We start from the raw sequence: 25,186 nt of genomic DNA, 5'->3' as shown, positions 1-25,186 counted from the left end.
TTTTTGATTTTATCATTAAGCACTAGTCTGGTGAAGACACCTCTAGTCTCGAGATTGAAAAATTTCCCGAGTCATCCTTTGACACTACCTCAATCTCATAATCGGTATTTAACGTAAAAGAGATAGGGGCGATTTCGGACGTGGTCAAATCGACAGATTCAAAAATCAATTCATTTTCTTCAAGGATTTTAATATCATAGGTCAAAGGGTCACCGTCCTCGTCACTACCCACCCAGAAAACGATCATCTCTGATGTGGCCTCATCAAACACAACCATAATCTCAGCAGTGTAAGGAGCAAAATTTCCTATCGGGGTACCTGGAGTGGTAAAAGAGTAGCTATCTCCTGCGGTCTGGCCATCTTCATTTACGGATGTCACTGACCAAGAGTAAGTCTTACCACGATCCAATTCTACATTAGCGGTTAAGCTGTTAAACGAATTATTGAAAACCTGATTGTTACCCTCTAAAACGGCCAACAAATAACTATCGGCAAACTGGGCGGCATTCCAAGTAAACAAGACCGATACTTTAGAATCATCGCTAACTACCTCCTCGTAATCGGAACAGGGTTCTCCATTGGCTGGCAATGTACCAATAGCTTTAGCTGGAGGTGTTTCATTTTGAATCGGAGGCTCTTCTGTGCCCTCATTACCATCACTATCTCCTCCATCACTACAAGAAAAGAACAATATTGATACCAAAAAAATCAATACAGAAACTTCTATTTTGAGAAACTTTTTCATCGCTTAATGATTTTAACGGTTTTTACATTCTCAGCTTCCAATATGTTTACCAAATACAATCCTGAAGGTAGGGAACTGATATTAACATCTGCTTTTTGATTGGAGAATTCCAAGGACCTCAAAGGTCTGACCATCCTACCCTCCAAACCATAGATAACAAGTTCTACATCTTTTGAGGCACTTAGTACACTAAAATAATCTGATGTTATCGTGGGGAAAACAGAAATGGAATCGTCCACAAAGAAGCTGTCTTCTATCTTGCCCTGACAATCACTCTCACCCGAAATGAGTATTTCAACCTCTCCATTCAGGTTTTCTAAAAAAATGGTATGCTCCCCATTATTTTCAAATTGAAAGTTAAGATTTTCTCCATTAACTGAAACCGTATAATTTCTACTACCAGAAACGAGGTACGAAACGGTTCTCCCCTTTGTATCCAAGGCTTGTCTTTTTCCGCTGACCGACTCCAAAGAATTTATCGTTACCCCAAAGGTCCGCTCAAACAATATCTCCGGTATACTTATAGTGACCGTATAAGCTCCAATCGGCAAATCATTAATTTCTAATCCATTGTCAGAATGAACATCATCGAATTGATCGGTAATCCCACCTCCCTCAATTGAAATATCAAGTAGATATCCTGAAGAGTTCATGCTTATCTTTATGGAACCATCGGAGCTATCCACACAGCTGGGGGTCAAGGCCAAAACTTGAATGGCATCGCTTGCTATGACATCACATCCGTTCTCATTAACCACAGCACCTGGCTCTGAGTTCAAACATAAATCGAACTGGTCTAAAACCCCATCATCATCATTATCCTGATTACACAAACCGAACTCTCCGCCATCAGTAATCGTCCAACCGTAGATATCAATTATAAATTGTCTGGCATCATTTGCTTCACAGAATTGACTATCACCTGCATCAAAAACGACATTATTTTGAAGACTTGGTAAAACTGACCAACCTAGTAGTGTATTATCATAGTTTTTAGTGGAAATACCCGCTTCAAAAAACATTTCGGACATATTGGTGACATTGGAAACATCCCAGTTGCCCAAGTCTTGATCAAAAGTTTCAGCCTGTCTGAACATGCCTCGCATATCTGTTACTTGAGATATATCCCAAGGGCTTATATCTTGATTGAAAGAATGTGCATTATTGAACATATTACTCATACCCACTGCGCTCGAAATATCCCAAGAACTTATATCTTGATTAAAAGATGTCGCAAAATTGAACATTCCATTAATAAATTCCGCATTGCTCATATCCCAATTGGATAAGTTTTGATCAAACTTATAACACACTCTAAACATGCTATCAAACCTATTGACATTGCTTACATCCCACTCATTAAATGATTCATTGCCAACCAATGAATGGCAGAGTCCGAAAGAGTAAACCATTTGTTCAACTTTTGATAAGTTCGGAGTGTCCGTTGCAACAACGTCCATATTTAAACATTCTGCAAAGGCATTATTGAAATTATCCCAAACAATATCTCCCCATTGCTCCACGGTCAATAATTTTTCTCTATCTAAGCGATTATTGCCAAAAAATCCATTTGAAGGATAATACCCACTGATTTGAACTTCATAAATTCCAGGTGTAGCATAGGTATGTAATATATCTCCTCGGACATTAGTATCTGAAGTACCATCGCCCCAATCGATATTGTATTGATAAATAGCGAATTTATTTGTCGAAATCAATAGTTGATTGTCTTCTGAATCACCAAAATTATCTGTCTTCCATGTTGTTATATAAGGACGTTGCCCTTCAATACAATTCTTGCCATTGTCGTTGATTATCCATCCATAGGTATCTATGAGATTTTGTCTTGCCTCTTCGGCTTCACAGTATTCGTGGTTAGAGGCATCAAACTGGACATTTGGTTGTAAAGAAGGAAGATTATTCCACCCGATGAGCATGTCGTTGTAGTTTTGATACGACATTCCTGTGCTTTGAACGAACATATTCGACATATCCTTGACCTGAGAAACATCCCATCCTGCCAAATTATAATCGAAGCTCCAATTCATAAAGAACATACTTGCCATACTTGTGACACTAGAAACATCCCATTGGCTGATATCTTGATTGAAAACTGGGTTACTAGAGAACATAAAGTCCATAAATTGAACCTTACTGACATCCCAACCCGAAATATCCTGATTAAAAGAAGTTTGACTGAACATGGCAGCCATATTGGTAACGTTGGAAACATCCCAATCTCTAATATTACCGTTGAAATTTGATGCTCCAGAAAACATTGTCTGCATTTGTGTGACTTTACTTACATCCCAATCATTCAAATCTTGATTGAATACTTTGGCCCCTATGAACATTGCGCCCATATTAATTACATTGGAAACATTCCATGCACCAATATCTTGATTGAAAAGCTCAGAATTACGAAACATATTCACTGTTTCAGTAACGCCGGACGTATCCCAAACCTCAAAGGATGTATTCCCTTTTAGATTATTACAATTCCAAAACATCAGTGATAACCGTGATACATTTGATAAATCGGGTACATCTAGGGCAACCACATCTAAATTTTCGCACCCTGCGAAAGCCCTAGACATAGAGCTCCAAGAAATAGTGCCCCATTGATTGACTTCAACAAGTTTTTCTTCATCACCAACAAAGTTATTCAAGTCAATATTGTTAAAATAAATGTGTGGAAAATCCCCGGATACAGAAACCTGATAAGTCCCCGGGGTCGCATAGGTGTGTGTAATATCCGTTGTTACATTGTTATCAGAAGTACCATCTCCCCAATCCACAAAATAATCATAGGTCTCTCCGGGAAAAGTTGGAATGGTAATTTGATTATCTTCGGATAAGCCAGGATTGTCAGTTTTCCAAGTGGTTATAAAAAAACATTCGGCATTGGGTCCATCATCCGAAATTGACCAGTTGTAGGTGTCTAAAATAAATTGTCGCATTTCGGCAGAAGCACAGTACTGACCATTACCCCCATCAAATACCACATTGCTTTGAAGAGTAGATAATTTTGACCATCCTTCTAGAAGGTTATCGTAATTGGCTGTTGATAAAGTTACGTTTAGAAACATAGATGTCATATCGGTAACATTCGAAACATCCCAACTTCCCAAGTCTTGGTCAAAAGATACCGCCCCGTTAAACATCCCTATCATATCAGTAACATTGGAAACATCCCACCCTGAAATGTCTTGATTAAAATCCTCAGAACTCGCAAACATCTGTATCATCCTTTCACAACTTGAAACATTCCAAGAATTAAGGGGTTGGTTAAACTGTGACGCTCCTCCGAAAAGCAGGGTCATATCCGTAACCTGAGCCACATTCCAACTATTTAAGGGCTGATTGAAATTTTCACACCCGGCAAACAACCCGAACATGTTTGTAACACTTTCTACATCCCAACTGTCTATATACTGATTGAGCAACTTGCACCCGCCGAAGGTGTTTACCATACTGGATACGCTAGATGTATCCCATCGACTCATTGAATCATTACCTATCAAAGACTCGCAATTGGCAAAAGTGCTATTCAATTCAGAAACGAGGCTCAAATTTGGTATGTCTTGGGCTTTTATATTCATATTTAGGCACGCAAAGAAAGCAGAGTTCATTTGTCTCCATTGAATATCACCCCACTGATCAACAGAGATAAGTTTTTGATTATCTACTGGAGAATTAACATCCAGAGTACCCTCAAAAAAATTAGTGCCTGGAAATTCTCCAGCTATGGAAACCTGATAGGTGCCGGGCGTAGAATATGTGTGGGTTATATCCCCAGTTACATTGCTATCAGAAGTTCCATCCCCCCAATCCACAAAATAGTCATATGTTTCACCCAAATGGGTTGGGATAGTAATCTGATTATCTTCAGAACCACCCGGATTATCGGTTTTCCAAGTGGTTATAAAAGCTTGCGAAAAAATACTAGTAAAAGACAATAAGAAGATTAGGAGGAGGGATTTTTTTATCATGTGGAGTATTTTCCACTCTAAAATACCAAAATTGTTAAGAATACCTCAATACCTCCGATAAATGTAGAAAAAATTAAGATGTATGTTTAGATAAATTACCCTGCGAATAAAAAGACTTAATATCAATAAGAAAAAAGCCAAGATATAAAACCTCGGCTTTATTTTTAAGTACTCGAGGTGGGAGTGCTATTTTTTCCCAACAACTTAGAATACATAGGCTTTCAAAAGGATAATAATTGGAGTGCAACCGAATCTGCAACCTTTAACAATACTTTATGCTTTTAACAATCAATACCCTATAAAACATGTCAAACTAAATCTCTATTCTCACAAAAATTCTAATTGCTAAAGTAGTTTACTATTTAATCTGACCTCTGCCTTATCCGATTCACATAGCCAGAAATTGGACTAGTCCTTTCTGGTTCTTTTAATTCAAAATTATTTTTTGCAAAAATTTTAGCTATTATTTGCCAATTCTCCGTTTTCCATTTTTTTGATTTTATATAAGCATAGAATTTTCTCGCTTCCACCTCTTCCCAATTGTTTTTTTTAAAGAAAAGCAAAACTTCTTTTTCATTAAATTTTATTGGGTGCCGTTTAAAAAAGTTTTCTTTTGTTTTATGTTTATAAGAAGGTACCAGATTTTGGCTAGGTTCTGGGATGTTGCTGGCCAAATTTTGAACCTGCTGTGTACTAAGACTTGTACCAAATATGAACATCTTAATCTTTGAACCACGGGCTGGATGGTATGAAGGATAATATTTTAAATACTCCCATTCATTCAGATTCCTCAGGTAATTGTGATAAGTAGTTTTAGATTTAATTTTAGCATGTTCCATGATAAGCTCGCGATTAATCGTTAGCGTCTTTTTAAAAAACTCACGATTCCATTTTTGAAAGAATGCCAAATAGAGTGTTATGTGACCCTGTTTAATCCGCTCATCTCTATTGAACTGTTGAAAGACTGCATTAAGGTGCGTTATATAGTTTACTTTCTCCATATCCTAAATATCATTTTTAGAATTATGATTCGTTTGATTCTTTCCAAAGGTTCAATTCTTCTTCCAAAGTCCTTTGACTCTGCTTTTTCTCTACGAACATTGGGGTCTTTTTTTCTTGATCATCAGTCATAAAAAGTGCTTGTAACATTCCAATGGTTGGTTTTGTTTGGGTCTTCTCAATGTCTTTAATAATGGCGATTATCGCATTGAGTCTTTTTAACAGGCGCTTTTCTACCTGAAACAAGTGATTCGGAATCTCATCATCCGGTGAAAGTTGATGCTTTTCAAAAAACTCAAGCATTGCTTCCAACGTATTAGTATTGGACTTGGAAATTTCTTTGGAAAACTTCCTGAATCTGACAGCTGTCACTTTCTTGACGTTAATAGCAGAAAACTTATATTTTGAAAATTCTTCCATCTATTTGCTGTAAAAAAACACTTGTTTATTGGAGATTCGCAGCGATTTACAGCAAACTTTAGAGTCAGTGCGTTTTTTATTTTTCATAATTATTTGATTATTAGGTATTTACGTTTGTAAAAATGATATAACATCGCATCGCGTGTTATCCTCTTGCTCTTCCATCCCTTCATTTCATTTTCGGGATTCCAAACTTTTTATCTTTAATACAAAAGCTTCTTCCTCTTTAGTAATACTATTATTACCAGCAAAATAGAAGCCATATAATTTGGTTTAAGATGGTGCCAAATACTTGCCAAAATGGCATTTATCCAAATACTTATTATATCCTGAGCGTTTTCCTTTCCATTTAGTTTAGAAAGTAAAGGTTTGATATTTATCGGTGCGTTTTGTTAGTTAAGATGAACATATAGACAATCTCAGATATTGTATATCCAATTACTTCCCATAGTGCCTTCACTGTTACCTTTTCTGTAACCACATCTAAAATTTGGTTTGAGTAAGGACTTATAAAAACAAGCCCGCGAATGATTATGCAGTCTGTCTCAAACCAAATTTTGAACCTTAGTGCAAGAAAGTGTGTTTAGTTGAAACTGTTAGCCAACGTTTATAATCTTAAATCTCTATTTAGCAACGAAATATATACTTTCAGTATGAGGAAAAGAAAAGGGCAATGATAATTCTAAATTGAAGATTGTTACTTGAAATGGAGCTTTTGCATAAAACTCCAATATCAATTTCCTACAATTACGCTAAATTCCCGATTATAAGTAATATGTTAAGTTACAGGTATTATATATTAAAATAAAGCTATAGCCAAATTGAGCTATAGCCTTATTTTACCCTTTGTTTCTATTATAAAAAACCAAAATATGGCTAATTACAGAAATAACGCATTCTTATATTCCACTATAGTAGCAATTGGTGGTTTTATTTTCGGTTTGGATGCAGCATTAATATCAGGCACAGTAAATTTTATTACCCAGGAATTTGGATTGACAGACATTCAATTGGGAACCGCTGTTAGTGCTCCAGCTTTAGGGGTATTACTGGCTTTGCCATTTGCTGGTTATGCATGTAATCAATTCGGTCGTAAAAAAACTTTGCAGATTGTTGCCATTTTATATCTTTTTTCAGCTATAACTTCAGCATTTGCCCCTAATTATTGGACGCTTGTTATCGCTCGTTTTATAGGCGGATTAGCTTTTAGCTCTATTTCACTCGCATCTATGTATATTGGAGAAATTGCGCCACCAAAACTAAGAGGTAAGCTAGTCTCCATGACACAAATAAATATTGTGGTTGGACTTTCTGCAGCCTATTTCATTAATTACCTCATTTTACAATCCACAGGTTCTGAATCTAGTTGGGCTGAGAGTTGGGGTATTACAGAACATACTTGGCGTTGGATGTTAGGTTCGGAAATTATTCCTGCATTCATCTGGCTACTATTATTATTTATGATTCCAGAAAGTCCCTCTTGGTATATCCTAAAAAACAGAATTGAAGATGCTAGAAAAGCATTGAGCAAAATTCTGCCACCTAATGAAATTGGACAACGCATTACAGAAACACAGCAAAGTATAGCGAACGGAGGTGAACAAAATCGCTCTACCATGGCGCAGCTAAAAGAGATATTTAGTAAGCCTATGCGAAACATTCTTATTATAGCCACAACCATTGCCATTGTGCAACAATCTACGGGTATCAATGCCATTCTTTTTTATGCACCAACGGTTTTTGAACAATTGGGCATGGGAACAGATGCTGCATTTACTCAAGCCATCTGGATTGGCCTTACCAGTATTATTTTTACCGTATTGGCCATACTATTAATAGATAGAATAGGGAGAAAACCAATGATAATTTTTGGGATGATTTGGATAATTATAAGCCTAGGTATGTGCTCTTATGGTTTTAAAAGTGCTAGATATTCTATTACGCAAGAAGCCATTACCGAAATGAAGGATATATCAGGCATTGAAAACCTGAATAGCATCGTTGGGGTAGAATACCAAAGTGATACCGAATTTAAAAATGTACTTAAAGAAAAATTGGGTGAAGATAGTGCCAGAGCAAACTCAGCAGTGCTTTTAGAAAAAGCTGCAAGCCTGAACGCAACACTTATTTTAATAGGTTTATTAAGCTTTATAGCGGCATTTCATTTCTCTGTAGGGCCAATTATGTGGGTGTTATTTTCAGAAATATTTCCTATTTCTATAAGAGGTATTGCAATTCCGCTCTTTACCATTGTCACAAGTTTGACAAACTACTTGGTACAGCAGTTTTTCCCATGGCAACTGGCAACAATGGGCGGTGGAGCAATTTTCTTATTTTATGCTGCTACTGTAGCTATTGGGCTTATTGTCATAGTTAAATACCTAAAAGAAACCAAAAACATGAGTATTGAAGACATCCAATTAGCGCTTCAAAACAAATAATTCAAAAAATTAGCAGATAGAATGAGTGTTCCTAATCATAAAAACGATTCAAATTTACCTATAAAACCAAATACCAAACTAAAAAGTCTACCTATTGGCAACTGCCAATGGACCAGTGGTTTTTGGGCAGAAAAGTTTAAGCAGGCAGAAGAAATCATGGTACCCTACATGGGTGATGTACTTTGTGGCGATGTGGGGCATGCGTTAAATAATTTTAAAATTGCGGCGGGTCTCAAAGAAGGAGAGCATAAAGGAATGTTTTGGCATGATGGAGATTTTTATAAATTTTTAGAAGCAAAAACCTACATCTATGCGTACACTAAAAATAAGCAGATTTTAAAGGAATTGGATGAGTACATTGCTATTATTGAGCAAGCACAAGAAGAGGATGGTTATCTGCAAACACAGATTCAATTAAGTGAAGATGCGGACCGCTATGAAAACAGAAAATACCATGAAATGTACAATACAGGACATTTATTAATCAGTGCCTGTATTCATTTTAATAGTACTGGTCAACGCAATTTTCTAGATATTGCTATTAAGCACGCTGATTTATTGCATACCATCTTTATGCCAGACACAAAACACTATGGCAGATTTGGCTTTAACCAAACCCAAATTATGGGGCTGGTAGAGCTATATAGAGTTGTTGGGGATAAAAAATACTTAAAACTTGCTGAAAAATTCATTAACAACCGTGGTAAGTATGAGATAAAGCATGATAGTACCACAGAGGGTTACCCTATTGGTGATATGGTACAAGAACGTACTGCATTAAGAGATTCAGAAGAAGCAGTGGGCCATGCGGTACTAGCATTATACTACTACGCAGGAGCAGCGGACGTATATTCAGAAACTGGCGAAAAAGCACTTATTGATGCTTTGGATAAGCTTTGGGAGAAAATATACATACGTGGAATTCCTATCCAAAAATAAACAGCTATCTGACTATCATAGAACAGCAAGAATCCGTATCAAAGGAAAATATACATCAGGTTTCTGAGCTTTTAACCCATCCTGATTTTATAATCGCTCGCAGAGCCTATTGGTTTTTAAGGAATCAGAAGCTTTCTAAGAAAATAGAAAAGGCTCTTAGCCATTTTTATAAAAAACATAACGAACGACTTTAAACGAACACCATGCTATCACCAAAACACATCCTATTTGCACTCATAAGCCTCGCTATTTTTTCCTGCAAAGAAAATCCCAAGCCAGCATTGGCAAAGAACCAAACGGCAGACGATAGACCAAATATCATTCTAATCGTAACCGATGATTTGGGATATTCTGATGTGGGTTTTAATGGCTCCAAAGATATTATCACCCCTAATCTAGATGAATTAGCACATAACGGCGCTATTTTTTCTTCGGGATATGCTGCACACCCTTTTTGTGGGCCTAGTCGCGCTGCATTGATGACGGGTCGGTATCCGCATACTATCGGGTCGCAATTTAACCTTCCTGCGAATAGTGAAGTTAAAGTTGGCAAAGGGATTAGTCTAGAGGAAACTTTTATGAGTACCATGCTGCAAGATGCAGGTTATAGTACAGGAGCGGTCGGTAAATGGCATTTGGGCGCTGTACCGAGCTATCACCCCAACGAACGTGGTTTTGATGATTTCTACGGATTCTTGGCAGGCGGACACAAATATTTTCCTGAAGAATATACCGCAAAATACGAAGCGCAAAAAGCAGAAGGCAGAGCATTAATTTTTGACTACCTAAAACCGTTGGAGCATAATGGGAAAACGATTGAAAATCCGACAGAATACCTAACGGATGAACTCTCTAGAAAAGCGGTAGATTTTGTGACCCATGCCAGTACAAAAGAAAATCCGTTTTTCCTCTACTTGGCCTATAACGCTCCTCATGTTCCACTAGAAGCAAAGGAAGAGGATATGCAGAAATTTGCGCATATTAAAGATAAAGACCGAAGAACCTATGCAGGTATGGTATATGCCGTAGACCGCGGTATCGGCGATTTAGTAGCCGCTCTAAAAGCAACGAGGCAGTATGAAAACACCTTGCTTGTTTTTATGAGCGATAATGGTGGTAAACTTTCTAAAGGCGCTACAAACTATCCTTTACGTGAAGGAAAAGGAAGCACCTGCGAAGGTGGGTATCGCGTACCGATGTTCTTTCATTGGCCTGAAAAAATTAAAACCGGAAAAACATTTTCCCACCCTATTTCTGCATTGGATTTTTATCCTACTTTTGCTCATGTTGCCCATGCCGAAATCCCTAATTCAAAAACCTTGAACGGTAAAAATATCTGGGAAGCTGTGGCAACCGACAAAGACCCGAGAAAAGATGAAATGGTTTTTGTATTACGCCATAGAGAAGGATATAGTGATGTTGGGGTTCGCCAAAACCAATGGAAAGCCTTAAAAACCAATCAGAATAAATGGGCTTTATATGATATTGATGCCGATATGGGTGAAACCAATGACCTAAGCGCCCAACACCCTGAGCGGCTTAAAAAAATGGTAGCGGCAGCAGAAAAATGGAGTAAAACCCATACAGAACCCCAATGGTTCGACCCTGAAGAATTACGTATAGATTGGAATGAAAAACAAATGGGGGAGTTTGGAAGTACCTTTAAATTGGAAATGAAATGATTGAGGCAAATGGTAATCAACTAATTGTTCGCTCTCCTGGCAGAATCAATTTGATTGGTGAGCATGTAGATTATAATGATGGTTTTGTGCTACCCGCAGCCATTGACAAGAGCATTACAATGACACTTAGGAAAAATGGCTCCAAAAGTCGCTGTACTATTAAGAGCAAAGGTTTTGATAGTGTTTTGGTTGCAGATCTTTACAGTCTCAAACCTGGAACTGAGGGCTGGCACAATTATGCTTTAGGTGTTTTGCACGAAATACAAGTATTGAATCCGGGATTGAAAGGATTCGACTGTGAGATGGAATCGAATGTTCCAGTTGGTTCTGGTGTCAGCTCATCAGCGGCATTGGAATGTGGTTTGGCCTTTGGTCTAAATGAGCTCTTTGAATTGGGATTTGACAAATTGGAATTGATAAAAATCGGCCAGAATGCCGAGCACAATTTTGTGGGTACAAAATGTGGAATCATGGACCAGTTTGCCTCTGTTATGGGGAAAGAGAATCATGCCATACTTTTAGACTGTCAATCGTTGGACTTTGAATATATCCCAATAAAACTAGAGCCTTACCGACTGTTAATGCTCAATACCAATGTTTCCCACAATCTTTCCACGGGAGAATATAATATAAGACGTGAACAATGTGAAGAAGGACTGGAACTACTTGTAAAAAAATATGGTATTGAAAGCTCGTTTAGAGATGTTTCCATGAAAAAATTGGATGAATCAAAAAAGGAACTAGGACCAATCATCTATGATCGCTGTTCTTATGTTGTTGAAGAAATCAAAAGGGTGCAAGAAGCGGTTGTGGCTCTTAAAAATGATAATCTTGGATTATTTGGTCGATTCATGTTTGAAACCCATCGGGGCCTGAGCAAAAAATACGAAGTCAGTTGCCCAGAGTTGGATTTTCTCGTAGAGTTGGCCAAGACCGAACCTCAAATACTAGGGGCTAGAATGATGGGTGGAGGTTTTGGCGGATGCACCCTGAATATCATTCATAAAAAAAGTATCGATCATTTTGTTAACAAGGTTTCGGTGGCTTACAAGGATAAATTCGGAATAGACCCTTCATATTTTGTAACCGTGCCGAGCGATGGCACTTATTTAATCAAAGAATGATGAAGTTAGACCTTAATGAACAACCTCACAGACGTTATAATATCCTGACTGGAGAATGGGTATTGGTCTCTCCTCACAGAACAAAGAGACCATGGCAAGGGAAACAAGAAAAGACAGTAACCGATGATAGGCCTTTCTATGACAAGGCTTGCTATTTATGTCCTGGAAATAAAAGAGCTAGTGGGGATATCAATCCAAACTATACATCAGTCTATAGTTTTAAAAACGACTTTTCCGCGCTTTTGGAAGACACTCCATCGACAACAATTGAAGATGGCCTTTTAGTCGCAAAAGGAGAAAAGGGCATTTGTAAAGTGGTCTGTTTTTCACCTAATCATTCGTTGACTTTACCACTTATGCCAGTTCCTAGTATTGAAGATGTTATTACTATTTGGCAAAAGGAGTTTGATGAACTAGGAGCTATAAGAGATATTAATTATGTTCAAATTTTTGAAAACAAGGGAGCTGTAATGGGTTGTAGTAACCCGCATCCACATGGGCAAATTTGGTCCCAGAATTCAATTCCCCAAGAGGTTATAAAAAAAGGGGAACAACAATTGAGGTATTGGCAAACCAATACAAAAAGTCTTTTAGGGGACTATTTAAACCAAGAAATAAAAGCCAACGAGCGCATCATCTGGCAAGATAAATACTTTATAGCGGTTGTTCCTTATTGGGCTATATGGCCATATGAAGTCATTATAGCACCTAAAAGGCATCTTCAAAGAATAACAGATTTGACGGATAAAGAAAAAGCGAGCTTCGCAAAGGCCATAAAAGTTACCACCACCAAATATGATAATCTTTTTGAAACATCATTCCCCTATTCTTCGGGTATTCATCAAGCGCCTACTAATGGATTAGCATATGACGAGTGGCACTTTCATATGTCATTTTATCCGCCATTACTACGTTCAGCTACCGTTAAAAAATTTATGGTTGGGTATGAAATGTTTGCAAACCCGCAACGTGATATCACAGCTGAACAGGCTGCTCAAACACTACGTTCTTTATCTGAAACGCATTATCTTACTTAAAAATAGTACCATGCCTAAAACATATATGGTTTTAGTTCTTTTAAGCTTGATTGCCGTTGGGTGCAAAACAGAACAAAAGAAACCATTATCCTCAGCAGAACCTATAGTATTAGATTTTATAAAAGATATGCCCAAAGGGACAGAAATACCCAATGAGATGGTATGGATACCAGGTGGAGAATTTTATCAAGGTGCAGTTGACCATGACACCATTGCTATGCGTCATGAAAAACCTAGACATAAAGTATTGTTAGATGGATTTTTTATGGATATTCACCCAGTCACCAATGCCGAGTTTAAAAAATTTGTTGAAGAAACAGGTTATATTACTATTGCAGAACGAAAGGTGGATTGGGAAGAACTAAAAAAACAAGTACCACCAGGCACACCAAAACCGCATGATTCCATACTACAACCCGGGTCTATAGTTTTTAGAGAATCGGTAAAAAGTATTGCCAATTTACATGATATCTCACAATGGTGGGATTGGAAAATAGGAGCGAATTGGAAACAACCCAATGGACCTAGTAGTAGCATCAATGGCATGGATAATCATCCTGTCGTACATGTTTCTTATGAGGATGCATTGGCCTATTGCAATTGGGCTGGCAAACGCCTGCCAACAGAAGCGGAATGGGAATATGCAGCTCGCGGCAATAATATGGAAAGTATTTATTTTTGGGGAAACGACACCAACTACTTAAAAGATAATGCCAATACTTGGGAAGGGCAGTTTCCTACCACAAATACAAAAGCAGATGGTTTTGAGCTGCGGGCACCCGTAATGAGTTTTCCAAAAAACGATTTTGGATTGTATGGTATGGCCGGCAATGTTTGGGAATGGACCTCTGACTGGTACAATGTTCGCTATTACAATGAACTTGAAAAAAGCGGTGCGGTTAAAAATCCAAGAGGTGCTGAAGAACCTTTCAATCCAAGTAATCCTTATGCACAAGAGAAAGTAATTAAAGGGGGATCTTTTCTTTGTAGTGCTAGTTTTTGTGCCAGTTATCGTATTAGTGCGCGTATGCAAACCAGTATAGACTCTGGAACTGAACATTTGGGGTTCAGAACAGTAAAAAGTGCTTTGAACAACAAATGAAATCACAAGAAATTATTATAGAATCATTTGGTTTTACTTCAGAAAATGAAGTGAAAAACATCATACTTGAAAATGATTTTTTAAGAGTTGAAATCTTAAATTTTGGATGCACTATACACACTATACTACTAAAAGAGCTAAACCATGATGTTGTGGTCGGCCCTAAAACCTTGGAAGGTTATATAAAGCAGTTTGAAGGCAATGCATATTATTTTGGGGCTACCATAGGCAGACATGCAGGAAGAATAAGTAATGGAGGTTTTTCTTTAGATGATAAAAGATATGATTTAAACCACGCAAATAAGGTTCACCTTCATGGAGGAAAGAATGGCTTACATCAAAAGATATGGTCAATAGAAAAAGTTGAAACAGTACCTTATCCAAAAGTGATACTTTCATGCGAATCTAAAGATATGGAAGAAGGGTATCCTGGTAATCTTAAAGTAACCGCCACCATATCTTTAACTACTAACAATGCTATAGAACTTGTTTATGAAGCTGCAGGCGATAAAGACACTATTCTAAATTTAACCAATCATACCTACTTTAATTTAGGTTCGGATTCTATTACAAATCACAATTTGAACCTTGCTAGTGATACTATTTTAGATTGCGATGAAAACTTGATTCCGAGCGGGAAAAAACTGAATATTCACCAAACTGCTTACGATTTTACTAAAGCCTCCTCACTACAAAAAATAGAGAAAAATAATGGACTTGACAACGTTTTTTGTTTTGATAAGAATGCAAATGATGCCTGTAAAGTCATTTATTTTGAACCATCTACTGGCCTAGAAATGAGAATTTCAAGTAATCAGAACTGTGCAGTAGTATTTGCTCCAAAAAATTTATCTTTTATTAAAGAGAGTAAGCATAAATTTCATGAAACCTTATTCTATCCCGCAATTTGTTTTGAAATGCAAAACTATCCGGATGCTCCAAACCATGCAAATTTTCCTAGTTCCTTTTTAAAAAAAGATGAGCTTTACATTAATAAGACTATTTATGAATTTAATGTTGCGCATTAATCGGCAGGGTAATTAAGCAATAATAGTAGAATTAAAATAGGATAACCTCTTCAGTAATATTCTTTTTTAAGTAGCCTTCTTAGAACTATAGTAAATTGAATTCTCCTAGAATTCTTTACCTGATTGTAGAAATTGTTCTCTTTATTTCAAAACTCTTTTTATTAAGAACTGTGTATTTCCATTTTCGAACCTTATTCTAAGTTTTTTCATATCCTCTGATAATTTAGAGTCTAAAATTTTAGCATAATGTTGGGTCGTTTTAAGAGATTTATGTCCTAGCATCTTACTAACTGATTCTATGGGTACCCCATTGGATAAAGTCACCGTAGTTGCAAAGGTATGTCTCGCCATATGGAAAGTCAGTTTCTTGGTTATTCCGGTTAGATTACCTATCTCTTTAAGATATCCGTTTGTTCTTTGATTACTATATACTGGAAGAAGCTTACCATTAAACTTAATTTGACCTGAATACTTACTGATAATTCGTTCAACAATAGGCAAAATCGGTATACTACTTAAAGATTTTGTTTTTGTTCTTTTCACTTTTATCCAACGTTTACCATCAATTCCGATTACTATATCACTCCCCGTCAGTTTTTCAATATCAACATATGCGAGACCTGTATAACAACTAAAAACAAAAACATCTCTAACATGTTCTAACCTTGGAATAGAAAAATCACTTTGTATAAGTTTCACAAGTTCATCGTTACTCAAAAATTCCTTATCGATAGTATTTGCTCGAAGTTTAAAATTATAAAATGGGTCTTTATCTAACCACCCATTTGCATAAGCAACTCTTATGATTTTTTTAAAATAGGCAACATATTTCAACGCTGAATTATGCGAAAGGTTCTTCTCGGTTTTTAAGTAATAGATGAACCCATTAACAAAAGAGACATCTATCTTATTTACTTCATAATCATTTAAACCATAGTTAGTATCAATGAAATTATTCAAATGCTTTTTAGTAGTATTATATCGTTGAAGTGTTCGAAATGAAAAGTCTTTACCTACTAACCTTTCCATTCTTAGATTGTGCTCTTCAAACACTTCCAAAATCAATTTTCGTTTTTTATTTACCCCTATGTATTCATCTCTGATATATACAGCAGAAACCATTTCCTCATCTATATTCAATAGATTCTGATAAATCTCGTACACTCTGTTTTTAATAATATCAAGTTGACGATTAGTTTGCTTTGCTTCAATAGAATATCCTATTACCTTATTAGATTTAGCATTCCATTTAGCTAAAGATACTTTCTTCATTGTGCTTACTTCTGCTCTTTTTCCATTGACTGTTATCCGAAGATAAATAGTGCCTCTAGATGGATCACTAGTTCCAGCTTTTCTGATATAGAATAGAATGGACAATGAATTTTGCATAATATTTTTGGCTTATATTCTATAAACCTAAGAAATTAATATCAAAATAAAACTTTGTAACCATTTGAATTTAAGATGATTAAAATTAATTCGGGTGCACTAAAACTTTTTTATTTAGTGCGCCCGAATATGACACCTTTTAGTTGAATTTAAATGATATGAAATGAAATTGATGAAAATAAAAAACCCTATAAACATTGAGGTTTATAGAGTTTTGATTTAATTTGATGAGTAATTAGTACTCGAGGTGGGAATCGAACCCACACTCCAAAGGAACTGGATTTTGAATCCAGCGCGTCTACCAGTTCCGCCACTCGAGCAATTATTTTTAATCGGACTGCAAAGCTAAAAAATAATTTCCGTTCAAACCTAAAATTCATACAATTATCCTTTAGCAACCCAGATTAATTTTTAAATTTGCACCTCCTTAAAAGAAATAGGCTTTAAAAAGCTCAACGCTAATTAATTATAATGTCTTATCAAGTTCCGGAACCTAAAATTTTTGCCTGTACGCAGAGTACTGCCCTAGGTGAGAAAATTGCAGCTTCTTACGGTGCAAAATTGGGTAAGGTTATATTTTCCAGATATAGCGACGGAGAATTTCAACCATCATTCGAGGAATCTATCCGTGGCACACGAATTTTTATCATCGGTTCAACAAACCCAAGTTCTGAAAATTTAATGGAAATGTTGTTGATGATCGATGCAGCTAAACGTGCTTCAGCCAGACATATTACTGCAGTTATGCCTTATTTTGGTTGGGCAAGACAAGACAGAAAAGATAAGCCCAGGGTTCCTATAGCTGCCAAATTGGTTGCAAAAATGTTAGAAGCTGCTGGTGCGACACGAATTATAACTATGGATTTGCATGCAGATCAAATACAGGGCTTCTTTGAAAAGCCCGTTGATCATTTATTTGCATCCACGCTGTTTCTTCCATATTTAAAAAATTTAGGTCTAGACAACCTCTGCGTAGCTTCACCCGATATGGGCGGCTCAAAAAGAGCGTACGCATATTCAAAGGCATTAGAAAGTGACGTTGTTATATGTTATAAGCAACGTGCCAAGGCCAATGTCATCTCCCACATGGAACTGATAGGTGACGTTCAAGGAAAAAATGTTGTGCTTGTTGATGATATGGTCGATACGGCAGGTACGCTTACCAAAGCTGCAGATTTGATGATGGAAAGGGGTGCACTAAGTGTTAGGGCAATTACAACTCATGGCCTGCTTTCGGGCAATGCTTATGAAAAAATAGAAAAATCACAGTTGAAGGAATTGATTATCACAGATTCCATTCCGATTGAAATAAAGGGTGATAAAGTAAAGGTATTGAGTTGTGCAGACCTCTTCGCAGATGTGATGCACCGTGTTCACCACAACACATCGATATCTTCAAAATTTTTAATGTAGCCTTCGACTACCTTAAGGCCTTAAGCCTTACAATTCGAAATTGAATTTTAAACATTTTTAATATATATAATGAAGTCAATTACTATCAAAGGATCTCAAAGAGAAAGCGTGGGCAAGGTTTCTACCAAAGCTTTACGTAATGCTGGAAAGGTTCCTTGCGTACTGTACGGAGGGGATAAACCATTACACTTTTCAGCTGATGAATTATCATTCAAAAAATTAGTGTACACCCCTAACGCATATACCGCTGTAATTGAGTTAGAAGGTGGCGAAACTTTTAAAGCAGTTTTACAGGATATTCAATTTCATCCTGTAACGGATAAAATTTTGCATATCGATTTTTACCAATTGTTTGCTGACAAAGCCGTTACTATGAATATTCCTGTTCGTTTAGAAGGAAATTCACCAGGGGTAAGAAACGGTGGTCGTTTATTATTTAGAAAAAGAAAACTTTCTATCAAGGCCTTACCGGACTTATTGCCAGATTTCATCACTATTGATATTTCTAAACTTAAAATTGGAGGTACAATTGCCGTTGAAACTTTATTAAGTGACGATTTCACTATTCTTCACCCAGACAGTACTGCTGTCGTTCAAGTAAAAGCATCTCGTAATGCTGTTGAAGATGATGAGGAGGATGAAGAAGGAGAAGAAGGTGCCGAAGGCGCAGCAGATGGTGGTGATACCCCAGCTGAGGCTCCTGCAGCAGAAGGTGCAGAATAAACTAATTTTTATAAAAGCTAAAGCATCCATAATCGAGTTAAAAGCTTGATTTTTGGATGCTTTTGTATTTTTGGGCAAATACAACAAAGATGTTCAAGTGGTTATTATCCATTTTTAAAACCGAAAATCAAATTCTAAGCGAAACCGATATTATGAAAAAGTTTTTAGTGGTTGGATTAGGAAATATTGGCGATAAGTATGAAAATACACGACATAATATTGGCTTTAAAATTTTGGACACACTGGCACAAAAGGAAAGCTTTGTCTTTGAGGATGCAAAACTTGGCGCAATCGCAACTTTTAAATATAAGGGCAGAAGTATATTATGCCTGAAACCATCAACATTTATGAATTTGAGCGGTAAAGCCATTAGATATTGGTTGGATAAAGAAAAAATTCCACTTCAAAACCTTCTGGTAATCACCGATGACATCAACTTACCCTTCGGTACGATAAGGGTGAAGATCAAAGGCAGCGATGGCGGGCATAATGGTTTAAAAGACACACAAAATATGTTGCAGACCACAAAATACAATCGTTTTCGGTTCGGGGTAGGTGCAGATTTTGGTACAGGCAGACAGGTAGATTATGTACTTGGCGAATGGAATGAAGGTGAATCTAAAGCTCTTCAAGAAAGACTTGAAAAATCATGCGATGTAATCAAATCTTTTGTTTTTGGTGGTGTGCAGAATACGATGAACCAGTTTAACGGTTCTTAAGACCATTACAAAACCTTAAAATCGTAAACTCCGGAATCTGATGTGCTTCCTGCGCTATCGGTTGTAACTACTCTCCAATAATAAGTAGTCCCCGAGCTCACTGTTACCGTCACTTCCATTTCAGTTGCAGTGGTACTTTCCAATAAGCTCGTAGGCGGATTTTCTTCAGAAAAATAGACCTCAAAACCTGTAATATCGTCTTCTACATCGGCTCCTATCCATTGAAGTACAACTTGATTCCCTTGATTAGCTTGTACTGTACTTCCGGATACGGGAGATACAATCTGCGCCGGAAATGGCGGATAACTTATTTGCGGACCCGCATTGTAAAACAACCAATTTTCACTAGCTGCCGTAATATCGGAGTCATTGTTTGATGAGGTCACCGTCCAAGAATAAGGTGCACCTTTTTGAATTGACAAACTCGCCGATGTTGAGGCTGTAGTAATTGTTTGGGGCGTATTTGTATTCAGGTTTACAACACTTAAAGTATAAGTTTGTGTATTTGCCGAAGGCTGCCACTCAAAAGTCACTTGACTTAAGGTTTCATTAATGCTTATACCTGTATTGCACTCAGAATTTTCTAAAGGAAAAACGAGTAGTGCAGCTTCTGGAGACCTAGGAGCTCTATCTTTTTTACACGCCACAAGTAGCAGTATCAATATGAAAGAAAAATGCCTTATTCTCATTTTTTCAATACCTTAAATTCTTCTTTAAAATTAACTCCAGAAACTCTTAAAAAATAAATACCTGCCGCATAGGGGCCAAATTCCATCTCAAGATTTGTTCCATTCAACACTTCATCACTTTCTTTTATCAAACGACCATTACCATCAAATAGTTGTATGGTTACCTTCTCTATTTCTTGATTTAAAAACACATTCAATGTTTCTTGAACTGGGTTCGGATATACTATCGGTATTGTTGCAACAAACAACGACTCTTTAAAACTACCTTGACAGGGAAGATTCGTGAATACTCGAAGTTCATTTATACCAGGTTGAAGATCGACGGTTAGTTCAGAGTTCTCGGTTTGCGTAACCACACCGTTTACCTCAACGTTGAACAAGCTAGCCCCCTGAAGACGAACTACGGCTTGCATAGCACCTTCTATAAGTTCTGCCGAAACTGCTAAAATTTCGGGTTCGTCAATCACGATATCAAAACATCGTTCTTCGTACGTGATTCCTGCATTTGTGCCCGTAATACATAATCTATAATTACCCCCTAGTAGGTTGTCGAACAAAAATATATCGGTGAAGCTTCCATTAAAATTTCCGTTATCACCAACTAGGGTAGCAGTATATGAAATGGCATCGTCAACTGCTTCGATTTCAATAGAACCATCATTATTATTATTACGGCAAGATTCGCTCTGTACCTTTACACTAAAATTATCCGCCGCAAACCTGTGTACGGCACAGCCTGTAACATCGACCTCAACACCTTTCGGCGTTCCTAAACACAAATCGTCACCATCATCGAAAACACCATCTTCATCATCGTCTGGCCTTAAAATACCTTCAACACAAAACGCCAATGAAAAAAAATCTAAAGAACCTCCATCACCATTAGCGGTATCTTGAATTTCAAGTACCCAATCTCCAAGAGAAGATTCTCCATTAAATGAACTTAAAGAGCCCAAAGGCTGTATTGTACCATTTATTGCAGGAGTATTAGTTGAACAACTAAGTTCAACCCCTTCATCATCAAAAACTGCACTAATATTATTAAGGTTTCCACAATTTTTAGATAATAAGGTAATCGTTGTGCCCGAAGGTGATGTAAGTGTAATTATCAGGTCTTCTAAAAATGTATGCGAAATATCTAGACTGACATCTAAATCGGCAATAGGTAAATCTTGTAAAACACTTATGGTACTCGTAATCGTAGATGCATTACCCGCTGAAATTTCTACAGGAAAACCTCTACCATCTAGAGCTGTGCAGGTCACTGGAGATGTAGTAAAACTAAAAGGCATTCCGAAAGTTCCTGTTCCACAGTCATTCTTAGGTCTTATCCTCCAAAAGTAGCTGGTTTCAGGGAGCAAATTGCTGGGCTGATACGATTCAAAACTTACCGTAGCACTTTCAATAAGTGTTGCAAAAGAAGCATCTGTGGCAATTTCAATATCGTAAACAGTATTGTTCAAATCGGCCTGCCATTGCAATTGTGGACTAATTCGGGTATTGGTCTCTAAATCAATTGGCGAAAGCAAGGTTACAGCTGTAAAACTTGTATTGTACACCTTAAGGTTGATACTATTTTCAACCGTTAAACCTGCAGCCGCTCCCCGTATTATTATTGGATAATCGCCAACGGCAACACTTCCTGTATTTGACAAGGTCAGTATTACATTGGTACCATTTGTAGACGCACTAATTGGTGAGAAATTAACCGTTAATCCTGCAGGTGTATTTAGCGCACTAAAAGTAACTTCTTCATTAAAGCCGCTATAAGTTTCAAAGGTAAAAGGAACTAGTACTTCATTCGGTTGGCACGTTTCAAAACTCAGCTCTTGAAAGTTCAAAACTACCTGAGATTCTTGAATGGTGAAGTTTGTGGAATTTACGGCCAAGAAAATATTATCTGAGGCTCGTACCATAATCCGCGTAGTTGTGCTCGCTTCTCCGGGCAATTGTACAACTGCACTACCAGTGTTTGGCACGTCATCACCAATAAGAAAAGGAAAGGTGACCCCACCATCTGTAGAGAGTAAAATGTCGACGGCCTGTGCATTTATCGGCGCTTTATCGGTATTCGCAACATCCCATGTGATTTGCTGAATGCTACCTGCATCATAAACTTCATTTGTGGTTTGCGAAGTGACCAAAAAAGGGCCAGCGGCATTTACGGTAGTAACTTTAACCAATTCTGCTGTTACCTGCCCGCCTCCAGCTGCATTGTCCCTAGCAGTGAATGCAAAATTAAAGTCACGTTCTATTGTTGCGACCGTCTCCCAAGCGGAACTCTCTGCGGGATTAGTTTGGGTGAGATTTCCTTGAATTATTCGTGATAGCCTCGGAAAATACCTTTCAGGACTTGTTGTTGGTTTTTGAGACCTAAAGTTTGCCCCACTTGCGTTTTCAGGACCAAAAGTACTGGTTACCACTACCCCATCATCAATCTGCTCCCAAGTATAGGTTAAAACATCACCCGCATCTACATCGGCGGCATTCGCCGTTAACACAAAGGCCGTACCCTTAGGAATAGTATAATCTGGAACCGGATCTATCGTCGGTGGTGAATTCGTTAAAGCTGCGGTCTGACCACAGCTTGTAGTCTGTAAATAATTGGTAATCTGAACAATGCTATTGTAATGAAAATAATCATCGCCATTAGGCGCTACATTATTACCTTCAACAATACCTGCATACCCCATGATAGTGGTTCCACTAGCAGGTTCGGCTTGTACTCCCGTATCTTCCGTCTCAAATGACCAAGTGTGGTTAGCTCCGAACTGGTGTCCAAGTTCGTGGGCTACAAAGTCGATATCAAATAAATCTCCTTCAGGGTCCGTACCAGATGAAAAAGCACTTCCTTTTCTATTATCTGAACATACAGAGCCAACAAAGCCTGCATTTCCGTTGTTGGACCCACGTTGAAAAACGTGCCCGACATCATAATTTTCCTCACCAATGGTAGCGGTCAAAGTGCTTTGCGCCTGTGCATTTAAATTTCCTGTGTAGGGGTCTGTATTAGCATCCGTAAAAATGACTTGGTCGTTATTCGCGACCAATTGCAAACGTACCCCTAAGTCCGTTTCAAAAACTTCGTTCACTCTCGTCAGCGTTGCGTTTATGGCCGCTAAGGCATCGGCAACCGTTCCGCCATGATATTGTGTGTATTCTCCAGTAGCCGAAACCGCAATCCGATATGTACGTAAGGTCTGGTCGTCGACGATAGCCTTTGAGATTGTAGATGCCGATAATTTTTGAAACCCCTCGGTATCACAACTAAAACCATCTTTAGCCGTTGCCCTGCTATTGCCCCTAAAAGCAATATACTTTTCAGAATTCTTTTTCTTTTCGATAAAAGTGGCTTTTTCATCATCCGATAAAGAAACTAACATTCCCTGCACTCCTTTTGGGGAAGAACTAAAGCGGATTTTATGCTTTTTATCTTCACTCCACCCCGTGTATGATTTAATTTGAGGGTATTTTGCTGCCAGAACAGGGTGAAAAATCGGGGTTTCCTCAACCATAAAACCAATTAGCTTTCCCGTAGCTTCAGGAAAATAAATCAATTCTTGGGTGCTTGTTTTTGCACCTTTGTCAAGTGCACTTTTAAAAATTGCTTCCTTTAAATCAAATTCAGAAACTTTACCTATTATTGAATTTGTTTGATTTTCTTCACTAGCCGCAAGAGGTTTCCAATAGGTATCTTGTGACCATCCGGAAAAGGCAACAAAAAATATGGATATTGATAAAACAAAATGTAATTTAGCTTTCATTCTAGGGGCATAAGCAGTTCATAAATTTAAGCCTTTTTATTTTTAGCATCCAAGTGGTAACAGTCCAAGGAATTTCTAAATTCAAAAATAAACTTCCCACAGCGATTACTATTGGCACCTTCGACGGAGTGCACATTGGTCATCGCCAAATACTCCAACGCCTCATAAATAATGCCAAAGAAGCCAATTTAAACTCGGTCTTGGTTACATTTTTTCCCCATCCTAGAATGGTGCTGCAAAAAGAGAGCAATATAAAGCTCTTAAATACTTTGGATGAAAAAATAGAAATACTGCGCGATTTAGGTCTAGATTATATCATCGTACATCCCTTCACAAAAGAGTTTTCTCGTTTATCGGCGATAGAATTCGTCAGAGATATTTTAGTGAACCAACTAAAGGCGAAAAAAATAATTATAGGGTATGACCATCGCTTCGGCAGAAACCGAAACGCTAATATTAATGACCTTATAACTTTCGGAAATACGTTGGACTTTGAAGTCGAAGAAATTTCAGCTCAAGAAGTAGATGAAGTTTCCGTGAGTTCTACCAAAATTCGTACGGCTCTTGAAGAAGCCGATATTACTACTGCAAATTCTTATTTAGGCTACGCCTTTATGCTTACTGGAACGGTTCAAAAAGGCAAAGGTTTGGGTAGGCAAATCGCTTTCCCTACCGCCAATCTAAAAATTGCCGAATCTTATAAGCTTATCCCCAAGAACGGGGTTTATGTTGTGCAAAGCAGAATTGATGAGAAAGTTTATCATGGCATGATGAACATTGGTTTTAACCCAACAGTTGAAGGCACTGAAAAAAGTATTGAAGTACACTTTTTCGACCTCGATCAAGACCTTTATGATAAAAAAATAAAGGTCGAACTTTTACACCATTTGCGTGACGAACACAAGTTTGATTCCGTAGAGGAACTCAAACTACAACTTTTAAAAGATAAGCAAGCCTCATTAGCCTTAATTACGAATTAA

General features: G+C 37.5%; 18 protein-coding genes and 1 tRNA gene. 11 read left to right on the top strand and 8 right to left on the bottom strand.

Annotation, left to right across the window (positions count from 1 at the left end):
* Positions 1-22: 22 nt before the first annotated feature.
* The 4 genes from ACZ1GR_RS12060 to ACZ1GR_RS12045 form a co-directional block, all read right to left on the bottom strand.
* A complete protein-coding gene (locus ACZ1GR_RS12060; protein ID WP_472609213.1) occupies positions 23-745 on the bottom strand; it encodes a hypothetical protein in 723 nt (240 codons plus the stop codon).
* Complete coding sequence (locus ACZ1GR_RS12055; protein ID WP_472609212.1) at positions 742-4,737, bottom strand: BspA family leucine-rich repeat surface protein; 3,996 nt, start codon at positions 4,735-4,737, stop codon at positions 742-744. The genes ACZ1GR_RS12060 and ACZ1GR_RS12055 overlap by 4 nt, the downstream gene beginning before the upstream one ends.
* A gap of 362 nt (positions 4,738-5,099) precedes the next feature.
* Entirely contained in the window at positions 5,100-5,738 is a 639-nt protein-coding gene (locus ACZ1GR_RS12050; protein WP_472609211.1) for a hypothetical protein, read from the bottom strand.
* 22 nt (positions 5,739-5,760) lie between these two features.
* Positions 5,761-6,156 carry a BfmA/BtgA family mobilization protein gene (locus tag ACZ1GR_RS12045; RefSeq protein WP_472609210.1) on the bottom strand — a complete coding sequence of 132 codons (396 nt, stop codon included), beginning with the start codon at positions 6,154-6,156 and terminating at the stop codon, positions 5,761-5,763.
* Between the two features lie 872 nt (positions 6,157-7,028).
* Between ACZ1GR_RS12045 and ACZ1GR_RS12040 the strand changes: the two genes are divergently transcribed.
* From ACZ1GR_RS12040 to ACZ1GR_RS12010, 7 genes are all read left to right on the top strand, one after another.
* Positions 7,029-8,597, top strand: coding sequence for a sugar porter family MFS transporter (locus ACZ1GR_RS12040; protein WP_472609209.1), 1,569 nt, complete (start codon positions 7,029-7,031; stop codon positions 8,595-8,597).
* A 21-nt stretch (positions 8,598-8,618) separates the two neighbouring features.
* Positions 8,619-9,536, top strand: coding sequence for a glycoside hydrolase family 127 protein (locus ACZ1GR_RS12035; protein WP_472609208.1), 918 nt, complete (start codon positions 8,619-8,621; stop codon positions 9,534-9,536).
* A 203-nt stretch (positions 9,537-9,739) separates the two neighbouring features.
* Positions 9,740-11,218 (top strand): sulfatase-like hydrolase/transferase, encoded by a 1,479-nt coding sequence (locus ACZ1GR_RS12030; protein WP_472609207.1) that lies wholly within the window; start codon positions 9,740-9,742, stop codon positions 11,216-11,218.
* Positions 11,215-12,342: a galactokinase gene (gene galK / locus ACZ1GR_RS12025; RefSeq protein ID WP_472609206.1), complete on the top strand. Its 1,128-nt coding sequence runs from the start codon at positions 11,215-11,217 to the stop codon at positions 12,340-12,342. The genes ACZ1GR_RS12030 and galK overlap by 4 nt, the downstream gene beginning before the upstream one ends.
* Positions 12,342-13,379: a UDP-glucose--hexose-1-phosphate uridylyltransferase gene (locus ACZ1GR_RS12020; protein ID WP_472611815.1), complete on the top strand. Its 1,038-nt coding sequence runs from the start codon at positions 12,342-12,344 to the stop codon at positions 13,377-13,379. Before galK ends, ACZ1GR_RS12020 begins: the two co-directional genes overlap by 1 nt.
* Before the next feature lie 10 nt (positions 13,380-13,389).
* On the top strand, positions 13,390-14,481 hold the full coding sequence (locus ACZ1GR_RS12015) for a formylglycine-generating enzyme family protein (RefSeq protein WP_472609205.1): 1,092 nt from the start codon (positions 13,390-13,392) through the stop codon (positions 14,479-14,481).
* Positions 14,478-15,509, top strand: a complete 1,032-nt coding sequence (locus ACZ1GR_RS12010; RefSeq protein WP_472609204.1) for an aldose epimerase family protein — start codon at positions 14,478-14,480, stop codon at positions 15,507-15,509. The genes ACZ1GR_RS12015 and ACZ1GR_RS12010 overlap by 4 nt, the downstream gene beginning before the upstream one ends.
* 141 nt (positions 15,510-15,650) lie before the next feature.
* Here ACZ1GR_RS12010 and ACZ1GR_RS12005 read toward each other — a convergent pair whose 3' ends face one another.
* Both ACZ1GR_RS12005 and ACZ1GR_RS12000 read right to left on the bottom strand, forming a co-directional pair.
* Positions 15,651-16,898, bottom strand: coding sequence for a site-specific integrase (locus ACZ1GR_RS12005; RefSeq protein ID WP_472609203.1), 1,248 nt, complete (start codon positions 16,896-16,898; stop codon positions 15,651-15,653).
* Between the two features lie 239 nt (positions 16,899-17,137).
* Positions 17,138-17,218, bottom strand: a tRNA-Leu gene (locus tag ACZ1GR_RS12000).
* Between the two features lie 151 nt (positions 17,219-17,369).
* On the opposite strand from ACZ1GR_RS12000, the gene ACZ1GR_RS11995 reads away from it, so the two are divergent.
* The 3 genes from ACZ1GR_RS11995 to pth all read left to right on the top strand — a co-directional run bounded on the left by ACZ1GR_RS11995 (position 17,370) and on the right by pth (position 19,753).
* Positions 17,370-18,311: a ribose-phosphate pyrophosphokinase gene (locus tag ACZ1GR_RS11995; protein WP_472609202.1), complete on the top strand. Its 942-nt coding sequence runs from the start codon at positions 17,370-17,372 to the stop codon at positions 18,309-18,311.
* A 69-nt stretch (positions 18,312-18,380) separates the two neighbouring features.
* Positions 18,381-19,034, top strand: coding sequence for a 50S ribosomal protein L25/general stress protein Ctc (locus tag ACZ1GR_RS11990; RefSeq protein ID WP_472609201.1), 654 nt, complete (start codon positions 18,381-18,383; stop codon positions 19,032-19,034).
* A gap of 89 nt (positions 19,035-19,123) precedes the next feature.
* Positions 19,124-19,753, top strand: coding sequence for an aminoacyl-tRNA hydrolase (pth, locus tag ACZ1GR_RS11985; RefSeq protein WP_472609200.1), 630 nt, complete (start codon positions 19,124-19,126; stop codon positions 19,751-19,753).
* 5 nt (positions 19,754-19,758) lie between these two features.
* On the opposite strand, the gene ACZ1GR_RS11980 is transcribed toward pth, so the two are convergent.
* Positions 19,759-20,400 carry a fibronectin type III domain-containing protein gene (locus tag ACZ1GR_RS11980; protein ID WP_472609199.1) on the bottom strand — a complete coding sequence of 214 codons (642 nt, stop codon included), beginning with the start codon at positions 20,398-20,400 and terminating at the stop codon, positions 19,759-19,761.
* A gap of 38 nt (positions 20,401-20,438) precedes the next feature.
* Positions 20,439-24,206, bottom strand: a complete 3,768-nt coding sequence (locus ACZ1GR_RS11975; RefSeq protein ID WP_472609198.1) for a reprolysin-like metallopeptidase — start codon at positions 24,204-24,206, stop codon at positions 20,439-20,441.
* A 53-nt stretch (positions 24,207-24,259) separates the two neighbouring features.
* Between ACZ1GR_RS11975 and ACZ1GR_RS11970 the strand changes: the two genes are divergently transcribed.
* Entirely contained in the window at positions 24,260-25,186 is a 927-nt protein-coding gene (locus tag ACZ1GR_RS11970) for a bifunctional riboflavin kinase/FAD synthetase (protein ID WP_472609197.1), read from the top strand.

This window comes from Croceitalea sp. W27 (assembly GCF_055693185.1).
Note: the sequence above shows the minus strand (reverse complement) of the source record. Positions and strands in the feature narration are given on the sequence as shown.

What these genes read in the sequence shown, in the direction of transcription:
- ACZ1GR_RS12010 (WP_472609204.1), top strand. Translation starts at nt 14,478, where the DNA reads ATGAAATCACAAGAAATTATTATAGAATCATTTGGTTTTACTTCAGAA.
- ACZ1GR_RS12015 (WP_472609205.1), top strand. Translation starts at nt 13,390, where the DNA reads ATGCCTAAAACATATATGGTTTTAGTTCTTTTAAGCTTGATTGCCGTT.
- ACZ1GR_RS12055 (WP_472609212.1), bottom strand. Translation starts at nt 4,737, where the DNA reads ATGATAAAAAAATCCCTCCTCCTAATCTTCTTATTGTCTTTTACTAGT.
- ACZ1GR_RS12035 (WP_472609208.1), top strand. Translation starts at nt 8,619, where the DNA reads ATGAGTGTTCCTAATCATAAAAACGATTCAAATTTACCTATAAAACCA.
- ACZ1GR_RS12050 (WP_472609211.1), bottom strand. Translation starts at nt 5,738, where the DNA reads ATGGAGAAAGTAAACTATATAACGCACCTTAATGCAGTCTTTCAACAG.
- ACZ1GR_RS12005 (WP_472609203.1), bottom strand. Translation starts at nt 16,898, where the DNA reads ATGCAAAATTCATTGTCCATTCTATTCTATATCAGAAAAGCTGGAACT.
- ACZ1GR_RS12045 (WP_472609210.1), bottom strand. Translation starts at nt 6,156, where the DNA reads ATGGAAGAATTTTCAAAATATAAGTTTTCTGCTATTAACGTCAAGAAA.
- ACZ1GR_RS12030 (WP_472609207.1), top strand. Translation starts at nt 9,740, where the DNA reads ATGCTATCACCAAAACACATCCTATTTGCACTCATAAGCCTCGCTATT.
- ACZ1GR_RS12020 (WP_472611815.1), top strand. Translation starts at nt 12,342, where the DNA reads ATGAAGTTAGACCTTAATGAACAACCTCACAGACGTTATAATATCCTG.
- ACZ1GR_RS12040 (WP_472609209.1), top strand. Translation starts at nt 7,029, where the DNA reads ATGGCTAATTACAGAAATAACGCATTCTTATATTCCACTATAGTAGCA.
- galK (WP_472609206.1), top strand. Translation starts at nt 11,215, where the DNA reads ATGATTGAGGCAAATGGTAATCAACTAATTGTTCGCTCTCCTGGCAGA.
- ACZ1GR_RS12060 (WP_472609213.1), bottom strand. Translation starts at nt 745, where the DNA reads ATGAAAAAGTTTCTCAAAATAGAAGTTTCTGTATTGATTTTTTTGGTA.
- ACZ1GR_RS11975 (WP_472609198.1), bottom strand. Translation starts at nt 24,206, where the DNA reads ATGAAAGCTAAATTACATTTTGTTTTATCAATATCCATATTTTTTGTT.
- pth (WP_472609200.1), top strand. Translation starts at nt 19,124, where the DNA reads ATGTTCAAGTGGTTATTATCCATTTTTAAAACCGAAAATCAAATTCTA.
- ACZ1GR_RS11990 (WP_472609201.1), top strand. Translation starts at nt 18,381, where the DNA reads ATGAAGTCAATTACTATCAAAGGATCTCAAAGAGAAAGCGTGGGCAAG.
- ACZ1GR_RS11995 (WP_472609202.1), top strand. Translation starts at nt 17,370, where the DNA reads ATGTCTTATCAAGTTCCGGAACCTAAAATTTTTGCCTGTACGCAGAGT.